This is a genomic window from Pseudomonas sp. NPDC087029, from assembly GCF_044745345.1.
GTDB classification, from domain to species: Bacteria; Pseudomonadota; Gammaproteobacteria; order Pseudomonadales; family Pseudomonadaceae; genus Aquipseudomonas; species Aquipseudomonas faucium.
In genome coordinates, this window is the sequence record NZ_JBIVAB010000002.1 from 157,801 (window position 1) to 170,087 (window position 12,287).

10 protein-coding genes and 1 riboswitch are annotated in these 12,287 nt (G+C 65.7%); of the genes, 6 read left to right on the forward strand and 4 right to left on the reverse strand.

Annotated elements, in window-relative coordinates:
* Nucleotides 1–24 precede the first annotated feature (24 nt).
* On the reverse strand, nucleotides 25–1,911 hold the full coding sequence (gene thiC / locus ACIPG5_RS04175) for a phosphomethylpyrimidine synthase ThiC (protein WP_176516126.1): 1,887 nt from the start codon (nucleotides 1,909–1,911) through the stop codon (nucleotides 25–27).
* A gap of 158 nt (nucleotides 1,912–2,069) precedes the next feature.
* Nucleotides 2,070–2,176: riboswitch (TPP riboswitch) on the reverse strand.
* 163 nt (nucleotides 2,177–2,339) lie between these two features.
* On the opposite strand from thiC, the gene ACIPG5_RS04180 reads away from it, so the two are divergent.
* Both ACIPG5_RS04180 and ACIPG5_RS04185 read left to right on the forward strand, forming a co-directional pair.
* On the forward strand, nucleotides 2,340–3,776 hold the full coding sequence (locus tag ACIPG5_RS04180; RefSeq protein ID WP_176516127.1) for a TolC family outer membrane protein: 1,437 nt from the start codon (nucleotides 2,340–2,342) through the stop codon (nucleotides 3,774–3,776).
* Between the two features lie 228 nt (nucleotides 3,777–4,004).
* Nucleotides 4,005–5,135 (forward strand): hypothetical protein, encoded by a 1,131-nt coding sequence (locus ACIPG5_RS04185; protein WP_401373479.1) that lies wholly within the window; start codon nucleotides 4,005–4,007, stop codon nucleotides 5,133–5,135.
* Here ACIPG5_RS04185 and waaA read toward each other — a convergent pair.
* Nucleotides 5,125–6,399, reverse strand: coding sequence for a lipid IV(A) 3-deoxy-D-manno-octulosonic acid transferase (gene waaA, locus ACIPG5_RS04190; protein ID WP_401373481.1), 1,275 nt, complete (start codon nucleotides 6,397–6,399; stop codon nucleotides 5,125–5,127). The genes ACIPG5_RS04185 and waaA overlap by 11 nt on opposite strands.
* 11 nt (nucleotides 6,400–6,410) lie before the next feature.
* Nucleotides 6,411–7,301: a LysR family transcriptional regulator gene (locus ACIPG5_RS04195; RefSeq protein WP_286915276.1), complete on the reverse strand. Its 891-nt coding sequence runs from the start codon at nucleotides 7,299–7,301 to the stop codon at nucleotides 6,411–6,413.
* Between the two features lie 87 nt (nucleotides 7,302–7,388).
* Here ACIPG5_RS04195 and ACIPG5_RS04200 point away from each other — a divergent pair, with 87 nt between their 5' ends.
* The 4 genes from ACIPG5_RS04200 to ACIPG5_RS04215 are packed head-to-tail and all read left to right on the forward strand — an operon-like array spanning nucleotide 7,389 to nucleotide 10,772.
* Entirely contained in the window at nucleotides 7,389–7,721 is a 333-nt protein-coding gene (locus tag ACIPG5_RS04200; protein ID WP_054887895.1) for a multidrug efflux SMR transporter, read from the forward strand.
* Between the two features lie 46 nt (nucleotides 7,722–7,767).
* Nucleotides 7,768–8,943, forward strand: a complete 1,176-nt coding sequence (locus ACIPG5_RS04205; RefSeq protein ID WP_401373483.1) for an NAD(P)/FAD-dependent oxidoreductase — start codon at nucleotides 7,768–7,770, stop codon at nucleotides 8,941–8,943.
* Nucleotides 8,940–9,752, forward strand: a complete 813-nt coding sequence (locus tag ACIPG5_RS04210) for an aldo/keto reductase (protein WP_401373485.1) — start codon at nucleotides 8,940–8,942, stop codon at nucleotides 9,750–9,752. The genes ACIPG5_RS04205 and ACIPG5_RS04210 overlap by 4 nt, the downstream gene beginning before the upstream one ends.
* A gap of 51 nt (nucleotides 9,753–9,803) precedes the next feature.
* Nucleotides 9,804–10,772 (forward strand): metal ABC transporter ATPase, encoded by a 969-nt coding sequence (locus tag ACIPG5_RS04215; RefSeq protein ID WP_401373487.1) that lies wholly within the window; start codon nucleotides 9,804–9,806, stop codon nucleotides 10,770–10,772.
* 29 nt (nucleotides 10,773–10,801) lie between these two features.
* Here the strand turns inward: ACIPG5_RS04215 and hldE are convergent, their stop codons facing one another.
* Entirely contained in the window at nucleotides 10,802–12,223 is a 1,422-nt protein-coding gene (gene hldE, locus ACIPG5_RS04220) for a bifunctional D-glycero-beta-D-manno-heptose-7-phosphate kinase/D-glycero-beta-D-manno-heptose 1-phosphate adenylyltransferase HldE (protein WP_176516141.1), read from the reverse strand.
* Nucleotides 12,224–12,287: the final 64 nt, after the last annotated feature.

The window sequence follows — 12,287 nt, forward strand, 5'->3', positions numbered from 1 at the left end:
GCGCGCACTGCCCGATTGTTGTTGTCAAACCTTGTGGTACAGCTGGCTGCCTTCCTGGCGGAACCGCTCGGCCTGCTCGCGCATGCCATCCTCGACCGCCACGTCCACCGCCTCGATGCGCTGGTTGGCGGCGTATTCACGCACTTCCTGGGTGATCTTCATCGAGCAGAACTTCGGCCCGCACATCGAGCAGAAGTGCGCGACCTTGGCCGATTCCTTGGGCAGCGTCTCGTCGTGGAAGGCCCGTGCGGTGTCCGGGTCCAGGCCCAGGTTGAACTGGTCTTCCCAGCGGAATTCGAAGCGCGCCTTGGACAGCGCGTTGTCACGAATCTGCGCGCCCGGGTGGCCCTTGGCAAGGTCGGCGGCGTGGGCGGCGATCTTGTAGGTGATGATGCCGGTCTTGACGTCGTCCTTGTTCGGCAGGCCCAGGTGCTCCTTGGGCGTGACGTAGCAGAGCATGGCGCAACCGAACCAGCCGATCATCGCCGCGCCGATGCCCGAGGTGATGTGGTCGTAGCCCGGGGCGATGTCGGTGGTCAGCGGGCCGAGGGTGTAGAACGGCGCCTCGTCGCAGCACTCCAGCTGCTTGTCCATGTTCTCCTTGATCAGCTGCATCGGCACGTGGCCCGGGCCTTCGATCATGCACTGCACGTCGTGCTTCCAGGCGATCTTGGTCAGCTCGCCGAGGGTTTCCAGCTCACCGAACTGGGCCGCGTCGTTGGCGTCGGCGATCGAGCCCGGGCGCAGGCCGTCGCCCAGCGAGAAGCTGACGTCGTAGGCCTTCATGATTTCGCAGATCTCGTCGAAATGCGTGTACAGGAAGTTCTCCTGGTGATGCGCCAGGCACCACTTGGCCATGATCGAGCCGCCGCGGCTGACGATGCCGGTCACCCGCTTGGCGGTCAGCGGCACGTAGCGCAGCAGCACGCCGGCGTGGATGGTGAAGTAGTCCACGCCCTGCTCGGCCTGTTCGATCAAGGTGTCGCGGAACAGCTCCCAGGTCAGGTCCTCGGCGATGCCGCCGACCTTTTCCAGCGCCTGGTAGATCGGCACGGTGCCGATCGGCACTGGCGAGTTGCGGATGATCCACTCGCGGGTTTCGTGGATGTGCTTGCCGGTGGACAGGTCCATGACCGTGTCCGAACCCCAGCGGATGCCCCAGGTCAGCTTGGCCACTTCTTCCTCGATCGAGGAACCCAGCGCGCTGTTGCCGATATTGCCGTTGATCTTCACCAGGAAGTTGCGGCCGATGATCATCGGCTCCAGCTCCGGGTGGTTGATGTTGGCCGGGATGATCGCGCGGCCGCGGGCGATTTCCTCGCGCACGAATTCGGCAGTGATTTCTTTCGGGATGCTCGCGCCGAAGCTGTGGCCGGCGTGCTGCTGGCTGAGCAGGCCGGCGGCGCGGGCCTCCTGCAGCTTCATGTTCTCGCGGATGGCGACGTATTCCATCTCGGCGGTGATGATGCCCTGGCGCGCGTAGTGCATCTGCGTGACGTTGGCGCCGGCCTTGGCCCGGCGCGGGTTGCGCACGTGGGCGAAGCGCAGCTTGGCCAGTTCGGTATCGTTCAGGCGCTGCTGGCCGAAGTTGGAGCTCAGGCCGGCCAGGCGCTCGGTGTCGCCGCGGGCGTCGATCCAGGCCGAGCGCACATCGGCCAGGCCTTTGCGCACGTCGATGATGACATTGGGGTCGGTGTACGGGCCGGAGGTGTCGTAGACCAGCACCGGCGCGTTGCTTTCGCCGCCGAAGTCGGTGGGCGTGTCGTGCAGGCTGATTTCGCGCATGGGCACGCGGATGTCCGGGCGCGAGCCTTCGACATACACTTTGCGCGAACGCGGGAAGGGTTGCACCGACTGCTGGTCGACTTGCGCCGACTCGCTGAGGTTGATCGTTTTTTCTTGTTTGCTCATCACAGGCTCTCCAGACGTCTTCCTTGCGGGTGGAATGTCGGGGAGAACCTGAAAGACGCGAACGCACCCCTTGACGGGTGTGCAGTGCCGGATGGAGGGGTGCCTTGAGCTGCATGCAGCTGCGACATTCCCGGACCTGGCACAAGAGGCTCCCCGGGAAGGCGAGCAATCTTGTTCCCTACGCAGGCGCTAACCTGATCAGGTTCAACGGGATCCGCACCTCTGCGATCTCAGCCTTTGCTTCAAGGCACCCCGACAAGAACATGCGCAGTCTAGACTGGAGTGGTCGGCTAAGCCAAGCGGGTAAAACGTAGCGATGATGAAAGGCGCACTCGGCGATTGTTGCCGACTGCTCACGGCACTACACTGGCCCGTCATTCGATACTCAACAGTTCAGAAATTACAATTTCGTACAAGGATTGCCTCTTATGCTGCGCAAACTCTCACTGGCGATTGCCGTGTCTTGTGCGTCCAACGGAGTGGTCTGGGCAGCGGATGTGCCCACGACGGTGAAGACCGATCTGGTCAGCGTCTACCAGGAAGCGGTAGACAACAACGCCGATCTTGCTGCCGCCCGCGCCGATTATGGCGCCCGCCGCGAAGTGGTGCCCCAGGCCCGCGCCGGCCTGCTGCCGAACCTCTCGGCCGGTGCCGAGATGCTCAGCACGCGCACCAAGCTCGACGAGCCGTCGACCACCAGCAACCGCAGTGGCAACTCGTGGAACGCCACCCTTTCGCAGCCGATCTTCCGCGCCGACCGCTGGTTCCAGCTGCAGGCAGCCGAGGCGGTCAACGAGCAGGCGGCGCTGGAGCTGTCGGCGACCGAGCAGAACCTGATCCTGCAGACCGCGCAAAACTACTTCGCGGTGCTGCGCGCCCAGGACAACCTGGCCGCGACCAAGGCCGAGGAGGCCGCCTTCAAGCGCCAGCTCGACCAGTCCAATGAACGTTTCGATGTCGGCCTTTCCGACAAGACCGACGTGCTGCAGTCCCAGGCCAGCTACGACACCGCGCGCGCCAACCGGATCATCGCCGAGCGCCAGGTGCAGGATGCCTTCGAGGCGCTGGTCACGCTGACCAACCGCGAGTACAGCTCGATCCAGGGTGTGGTCCACACCTTGCCGATCCAGGTGCCGACCCCCAACGACGCCAAGGCCTGGGTGGAAACCGCCGGGCGCCAGAACCTCAACCTGCTGGCCACCAACCATGCCGTCGACGCCGCCGAGGAAACCTTGCGCCAGCGCAAGGCCGGGCACGCGCCGACCCTCGATGCGGTGGCCCGCTACGAGAAAGGCGACAACGACAACTTCGGCTTCAACAACCCCTCGCCCTTCCCCGGCCAGCGCTATGGCGGCGACGTTGAGCAGACCAGCATCGGCCTGCAGCTGAATATCCCGATCTACAGCGGCGGCCTGATCAGCTCGCAGGTGCGCGAGGCCTACCAGCGCCTGAGCCAGAGCGAGCAGCAGCGCGAAAGCCTGCGCCGCCAGGTGGTGGAGAACACCCGCAACCTGCACCGCGCCGTGAACACCGACGTGGAACAGGTGCAGGCACGCAAGCAATCGATCATTTCCAACCAGAGCGCGCTGGAAGCGACCGAAATCGGCTACCAGGTCGGTACCCGCAATATCGTCGACGTGCTCGATGCCCAGCGCCAGCTGTACACGTCGGTGCGCGACTACAACAACAGCCGCTATGACTACATCCTCGACAACCTGAGCCTGAAGCAGGCCGCCGGCACCCTGAGCCCGCAGGATTTGATCGACCTCAAGCGCTACCTGAAGGCTGACTACAACCCGGACAAGGACTTCCTGCCACCGGACCTGGCAGCCGCTGCCGCCAAGAACTTCGAGCGCAAACCCTAAGCTGCCGGCTCGGCCCTGAAGGGGCGTCTCTTCAGGGCTTGCCTAGCATTTCTGACAGTTACGCAGCTTTGCACTTCCTCCTACATTCGCCGAAAGCGTTCGCCAACATCGGCCAATGAGGATGGAAAGAACATGAACTGCAAGCAGAACCAGTAGAACCCGGACTTCATCTACCTGAACAAGACCGGCGAGGTCGGCACCGTCAGCCTCGCGCCGGGATCCAAGGACTTGCTGCTCCTTACCGGCAACTCGGCCTTGGAGGACAGCGCCTTCACCGTGACAAGCCTGGATCGCGAAAAACAGGAAACCCTGCTGGCCACGCACTATTTCGAGCCAGGTGACGAGCTGTTCTTCGGGCTATCGGCCCAACCCCGCCAAGACGGCACCCTGTTCCTCGCCGGCGCGCTGTGGGGCGATGATCTCTACCCGGCGTTTGCAAGGCTCAAATCGACCGGCTCGCTGGACACCTCGTTTGGTGACTCTGGCACCAAGGTCCTGCGTGACCTGGCATCGAGGCAGGCTACCCCGGCCAGAGCCTTGAGCGTCCAGACAACGGCGATGGCAAGCTACGCAGCACCCTCGTCCACCTCCCACATCACCCTGCCGGGCGGTGGCTACCTGGTCGCGTCGGCAGAAACCGGTTACTTGCTGCGCCTCAAGGAAAACGGCGACCTCGACTGCAGCTTCGGCGATGGCGGCAAGCTCAAACCAGCGCCACAAGGCGCCGAGGGCTTCGAACTGACCAATGCTGCGCTGCGCAGCGAAGACGTGATCGTGGTCATCGGCAATGCTGGCGCCAAGGGCATCATTGCCACCTACGACATGTCCGGCAGGCCGATCGATGGTTTCAACGGCAAGGGAGTGGTGACGCTCGAGCATGAAGACAGCGTGAACCTGATGAACCTGACCTTCTCGCCCGACCAGCGCGCGGTGACGGTCGTTGGCATGACTCACGTGAATGGCCAGCGAAGGGCGCTGGTGGCGCGGCTCGATGCCCTCGATGGCAGCCTCGATGCGGGCTTCAACAACGGCCGCCCCTTCCACCTCGAGCTCAAAGGCTACGAGACCTCGTTCCTGCAGGTGGCCTCGCGACTGAACAAGCGCCAGGAGGAGCGAATCTACGCTGTCGGTGGCGTCATTGCCTTCCCCACTCCAGGTTTCGTCGCTGCCGCTTTCGACCAGCATGGCCTGGTGCAGGAAGAATTCCCGGAAGGCGTGGTAATCGGCAAAGAAACTACACTGGCAAACAGCATGCTGTTGCTGCAGGACCCTCCCCGCCTGGTAGTCGGCGGAGGGATCCGCATGAAAGACAGCAATGACTTCCAGGGCTTCGTGGCCCTCTATCCACTCAGCCTGTGACAAGCCGCCCCAGGGCGTCCAGCAACCGCTGCAGCGCCCCCTGATTACGCTGCATCACCGCCTGCCCGGCCGCGCCCATGCGCCGGGCATCCTGCGGCAGCTCGATGAGCCGCCGCACGGCCTCTGCCAAGCCATCGGCATCATCCACCTGCTGCAGGGCGCCTGCCTCGCGCAGCATCGCGCTGATCTCCAGGAAGTTGAACACGTGCGGCCCCATGATCACTGGCAACGCCAAAGCCGCAGGCTCGAGCGGGTTGTGCCCGCCGGTGGCGACCAGGCTGCCGCCGACGAAGGCGATGTCGGCCAGCGCATACAGGAACAGCAACTCGCCCATGGTGTCGCCCAGCAGCACCTGGGTCTGGGCGTCGACCGCCGTGCCGGCGGAACGGCGTACCGTGGCGAACTGCTGGCTGCACAGGGCATGCACCGCATCGAACCGCTCGGGGTGGCGCGGCACCAGGATGAGCAGCGCATCGGCGTGCACCTGCAACAGCTTCTGGTGCGCCTGCAGGATCACCGCATCCTCGCCCTCATGGGTACTGGCGGCGATCCACACCGGGCGCTGATTCGCGCCCCACTGCTCACGCAGTGCCCTGGCGCGCGGCAGCAGTTGCGCGTCGATCTTCAGGTCGAACTTGATCGAACCTGTCACCTGCACGCACTCGGCACGGGCGCCCAGGTCGCGAAAGCGCTGCGCCTCGGTTTCGGTCTGCACGGCGATCAGGTTCATCTCGGCGAGCATGGGCCGGGTCAGCCTGGCAAAGCGTGCATAGCCACGGGCCGAGCGCTCGGACAAGCGGGCGTTGGCCAGGGCCACCGGAATGCCGCGCTTGGCGCACTGGTGGATGTGGTTGGGCCACAGCTCGGTTTCCATGATGATGCCCAGGCAGGGGCGCACATGGTCGAGAAAGCGCCCCGCCGCCCACGGCAGGTCGTAGGGCAGGTAGCAATGCTGGATGCGCGGTTCATCGGCGAACAGGGCGCGAATGCGCTCGGAACCGGTCGGGGTCATGCAGGTGAGCGTGATCGGCAGGTCCGGGTAGGCCTTGAGCAGCGCGCGCACCATGGGCGCGGCCGCGATGCTTTCGCCGACCGATACCGCATGCACCCAGATGCCGCCCTGGCGCATGGCCGGCAGGTTGCGGGCAAAGCGCTCACCGATACGCTGGCCATAGGCCGGCGCCTTGCGGGCACGCAGGTACAGGCGCAGCGCAACCAGTGGCAGGCCCAGGTGAAACAGCAGGGTATAGAGAGTTCTGTTCATGGCGGCGAAGTCTACCCGATCGCACGCAGGTGTACCGCAAAGCGCTCGGCCAGCCATTGCGCGGCCGGGCCCAAGGGCTCGTCGCGGCGCCAGGCCAGTTCCACCACCAGGGCAGGCGGGCGCCATTCGCTGTGCAGCTCGACCATCTGCGCCTGGTAGGTGGGGTACTGCACCACATGCCGCGGCAGCCAGGCCCAGCCCAGGCCGCGCATCAGCAGCTCGGCCATGGCGTAGAAGCTGTCGGCGCGCCAGACCTGCGGGCTGATCGCCTCGCCACCAGGGTAGCCGCTCTGCTGCGGGGTGATGAGCAATTGGCGGTGGCGTGCCAGCTGCTGGCGGGTGACCCGGCCTTCACGCGCCAGCGGATGGTCGACCGCACACACCGTGACCATCTCCACACTGCCCAGGGTGCGCCGTTCCAGCGCGGCGGGCATGCTTTCGTGGTGGAAGAACAACCCCAGGTCCGCGCGCCGCTCCGCCAGCTTGCGCGCCACGTCGCCCTGGGCACCGCTGGCCAGTTGCACTTCCAGGTGCGGGTAGCGGCTGGCCAGCTCGTCGAGGCTGTCGATGACCGGCTGGTAAGGCATGGCTTCATCCTGGGCCACCCGCAACAGCGCTTCCTGGCCACGCATCAGGGCCAGTGCCCGGCCATCCAGGTGCTCGCACTGGCGCAGCAGTTCACGGGCATCCTGCAGCAGCGCCGTGCCGTTTTCGGTGAGTTTGGGCTGCCGGCCACTGCTGCGCTCGAACAGGGTGACGCCCAGGTCGGCTTCCAGCAGCGCAATGGCATTGCTGACCGCCGATTGCGCCTTGCGCTGCTCGCGCGCAACGGCAGAAAACGACCGCAGTTCGGCCACCCGGGCGAACAGCCGCAGTTGCTCCAGGTCCCAACGTTCTGCCATCAACCTATCTCCCATAACGATAGGTAATGACTTTACCGCATCCGAGGGGCGTCTAGAATGCTCGACCAGTCACCGGAGAATCGCACCATGAACGCCTACACCTACCTCGCCATCGCCATCTGCGCCGAAGTCATCGCCACCGCCTCCATGAAGGCGGTGAAGGGCCTGAGCACGCCGTTGCCGTTGCTGCTGATGGTGGTCGGCTATGGTATCGCGTTCTGGATGCTGACCCTGGTGGTGCGCAGCATCCCGGTGGGCATCGCCTATGCGATCTGGTCGGGCCTGGGCATCGTGCTGATCAGCGTGGCCGCGCTGGTGGTCTACGGGCAGAAGCTGGATGTGCCGGCGATGCTGGGCATGGCGATGATCGTTGGCGGGGTGGTGGTGATCCAGCTGTTCTCGAAAACTGCCGGGCATTGATGCGGGCTGTATACTTGCCAGCTGTCCCAGTCTTCGAGGTACCGCCATGCCAACCGCCATTTCCACTGACGTGCTGATCGTCGGCGCCGGGGTCGCAGGCCTGTGGCTCAATGCCCGGCTGCGTCGCCTGGGCTATTCGACCGTGCTGGTGGAACGCGCCAGCCTCGGCGGCGAGCAGACCATCAAGTCCCAGGGCATCATCCACGGCGGCACCAAGTACGCCTTGCACGGCGCCCTGACCGGCGCCTCCGAGGCCATCGCCGACATGCCGCGGCGCTGGCGCGAAGCGCTGGCTGGCAGCGGCGAGCTCGACCTCGGCCGCACCCGCCTGCTGTCCGATGCGCATTACCTGTGGTCGCCCGGCACCCTGGCCGGCAACCTCACCAGCTTCTTCGCCAGCAAGGCCGTGCGCACCCGGGTCGAACAGGTCAAGGGCGAGCAGCTGCCGCCGGCCCTGCAGGACCGCGCCTTCAAGGGCAAGGTGTATCGCCTGGCCGAGCTGGTGATCGACGTGCCCAGCCTGCTGGCCAACCTGGCCGAACTGGCAGGAGACAGCCTGCTGGCCGGCGAGCGCATCGAACCGCTGCGCGACGGCGACGAACTGCTCGGCCTGCGCGTCGACGGCCGCGAGATCCGCGCCCAGCGCGTGGTGCTGAGCGCAGGCGCCGGCACCGAAGAGCTGTTGCACGCCCTGGGCCTGCAGCAGCCCGCCATGCAGACACGCCCACTGCACATGGTCATGGCTAAAGGCGCCAACCTCAAACCGCTCTATGCCCACTGCCTGGGCGGCGGCACCAAGCCCAGGGTGACGATCACCACTCACCCGGCCGCCGATGGCCAATGGGTGTGGTACATGGGCGGCGACCTGGCCGAAGCCGACGGGGTCGCCCGCGAGCCCGCCGCGCAGATTGCCGCCGCGCAGAAGGAAGTCGCCCAGTTGCTGCCGTGGGTCGACCAGAGCCAGGTACGCTGGGCCACCCTGCGGGTGGATCGCGCCGAACCTGCGCAGTCCGGCCTGGTACGCCCGGACAACGCGTTTCTCGCCGACCAGCAGCGCCTGCTGGTGGGGTGGCCGACCAAGCTGGCCCTGGCACCGGACTTCAGCGACCGGGTGCTCAGCCACCTGGAACGCGACGGCATCCGCCCCCAGGCCCAGGCCGACCTGGCCGACCTGCCACGCCCGCCCCTCGGCGTAGCGGCCTGGGAGCAACTGCTGCCATGACCCTGCCGACCCTGCACGACTTCCACCGCCCCCTGGGCAGCACCGGCTTCAGCGTGTCGCCCCTGGGCCTGGGCACGGTCAAGCTCGGCCGCGACCAGGGCGTGAAATACCCCTCCGGCTTCACCATCCCCGGCGACGACGAAGCCCGCCTGCTGCTGGCCCAGGCCCGCGAGCTGGGCATCAACCTGATCGACACGGCGCCAGCTTACGGTCGCAGCGAGGAACGCCTGGGCCCACTGCTGCGCGGCCAGCGCGATGAATGGGTGATCGTCAGCAAGGTCGGTGAAGAGTTCGAGAACGGCCAGTCGCACTTCGACTTCAGTGCCGCCCATACCCGCAATTCGGTGGAGCGGAGCCTGCAGCGCCTGGAAACCGACCGCATCGAACTGGTGCTGGTGCATTCCGACGGCAACGATTTGGCGATCCTCGAGCAGACCGAGGTTTACCAGGCCCTCGCCGCGCTCAAGCAGGAAGGCAAGATTCTTGGCTTCGGCCTCTCCGGCAAGACCGTGGCCGGCGGCCTCAAGGCCCTGGAGCAAGGTGATTGCGCGATGGTCACCTACAACCTCAACGAGCAGGCGGAGCGCCCGGTGCTGGACTACGCTGCCGAACACGGCAAGGCCATCCTGGTGAAGAAAGCCCTGGCCAGCGGGCATATCTGCCTGGCGCCGGGTGTCGACCCGGTCCAGGCCAGCTTCGAGTTGCTGTTCTCCCACCCGGGCGTGAGCAGTGCTATCGTCGGCACCATCAATCCGTTGCACCTGGCCCATAACGTGGCCACCGTCGCCCGCATCCTGGGCCAGCATTGAGTTGACCCCACCCCAGGGCCTGGAAACGGGCCCGACGCAAGGAGGAGCCTCGTGCCGCGTACCCTGATCCGCAAGAACCCAAGCAACTTCAAGACGCTGCCACTGCATGTCGAGGCCACGGCCGAAAGCCTGGTCTACCAGAGCATCGGCATGCCGCTGAACTTCGCCCAGACCCAGCAGCGGCGCAAGGCCATCCAACTGCCTGACAACCAGCGCTTCGTGGTCGAGCTGGCCAACCTCGGCGTTTCAGTGCGCCTGACCCTGCACTGGCAGCAGCGTGATTACTGGGTACTGGTCCGGCAACGCCGCCAGGACCGTGGCGATGTGGTGCTGAAGCTGATCTCAGGCTATGTCCCGGCCCAGGAACTCAACTTGCCGCTGCACACTGCCGTGCAGGAAGTGGCCGAGGAATGCCTGCTGGAAACGCCAGAGGGCTGGCTGGGCGGGCGCTTCAACGACACCTGGCTGCCGGCGCCTTATGCCGCAGCCCTGCATTACCGCGAAGCCCTGCCCTTCGTGCTGACGCCAGAGTCCGGCGCCGCGCGCGCCGTACATTGCGGCAACCTGATGCTGTTGGAGCGCCCGCGTGCCTATGTTCACCTGCCAACGGCATCGTTGCAGCTGATCTACGACATGCGCCTGCAAGTGCCCAAAGAAGCCAAGAAGCTGAGCTTGTTCCACGTCGATGAACGGCTCGAAGGCGGGCAGCTGGTGGCACGGCTGAACCGCAAACGGCCAGACCTGTACCTGATGCCACTGCAAGACGGTCAGCCACTGGCCGAGCTGTACACGCTGAAGAAGGACGAACTGGTGCCGGCGAGCACCCGCGGGCTGTACCTGGCCGAAAGCTTTGCCAGGCAGAGCGGCTGGGTGGTTGCCGAGGAGCGCATCCGCTGGAGGGACTGGGTGAAGCAGCAGGGCCTGGTGGAGCGCAAGGCAGAGCCGGCCTCACACCTGCAGCGCTTTGGCGACAAGGCGCGGGCGCTGCTGGAGCGGGCGCGCACTACCCTGCACAAGTGATACGGGGCCGCCCTGCGGCCCCGGCTACATCAGTTCTTGCGGATTTTCTCGACGATCGCCGTGGTCGAGCTGTTCTCGACCAGCCCCAGCACTTTCACCGTGCCGCCATAGGCGCGGACGATATCGGCGCCGACCACCTGGTCGATGCCATAGTCACCGCCCTTGACCAGTACATCCGGCTTGACCTGGCTCAGCAGGTTTTCCGGCGTGCCTTCGGGGAAGCTGATGACCCAGTCCACCGCACCCAGCCCCGCCAGCACCGCCATGCGCCGATCGACGCTGTTGATCGGCCGACCCGGCCCTTTCAGGCGGCTGACCGACGCATCGTCGTTGACCGCGACGATCAAGCGATCGCCCTGGGCGCGCGCCTGCTCGAGGTAGGTCACGTGGCCGGCATGCAGGATGTCGAAGCAACCGTTGGTGAACACGATCTTCTCGTTGTGCGCACGCGCGTCGTCGATCGCCAGCAGCAGCTGCTCCAGGCCCAGCACACCACGCTCGGAACCTTCCTCGCGCTGGATCGCGCGGCGCAGTTCAGGTGCGCTGATGGCCGCGGTACCCAGCTTGCCGACCACGATGCCGGCCGCGAGGTTGGCCAGGGCCACGGCATGCGGCAGGTCTTCACCCGCGGCAATGGCCGCCGCCAGGGTGGAGATCACGGTATCGCCGGCACCGGTCACATCGAACACTTCACGGGCACGGGCCGGCAGGTGCAGCGCCGGCTGGCCGATGCGCAGCAGGGTCATGCCATGCTCGCCACGGGTTACCAGCAAGGCACCCAGGTCCAGGTCCTGCAGCAGCTGCAGGCCCTTGGCGACCAGTTCGGCCTCGTCGGCGCAGCGGCCGACGATGGTTTCGAACTCGCTCAAGTTCGGGGTGATCAGGCTGGCGCCGCGGTAGATGGAAAAGTCCTTGCCCTTGGGGTCGGCCAGCACCGGAATGCCCTTGGCACGGGCGGCCTGGATCAGGCTCTGGTGGTTCTTCAGCGCGCCCTTGCCGTAGTCGGACAGCACCAGCACCTTGACGCCCTCGAGCAGGCTGTCGACTTCAGTGCCCAGCGACAGCGGGTCGGTGGCAAAGGGCTCTTCGAAATCGATGCGCAGCAGTTGCTGGTGGCGGCTCATGACCCGCAGCTTGACGATGGTCGGCTGGTGGGCGATGCGCTGGAATACCGAGCGTACGCCGGCGGCCTGCAGGCTGTTGGCCAGGCTGTCGGCGGCCTCATCCTGGCCGGTCACGCCGATCAGCGAAGCCGGCGCGCCCAGGGCGGCGATGTTCAAGGCAACGTTGGCCGCGCCGCCGGGGCGATCCTCGATCTGATCGACCTTGACCACCGGCACCGGCGCTTCAGGCGAAATACGCGAAGTACCGCCATGCCAGTAGCGGTCGAGCATGACATCGCCGACCACCAGTACCGGGGCTTGATCGAAACGCGGCATGGACAACTTCATGGGCAACCCATATGAAAATAATGAACAGGGGCAGGATATTAGCACAGGGCAGTCGAGGGCTTTA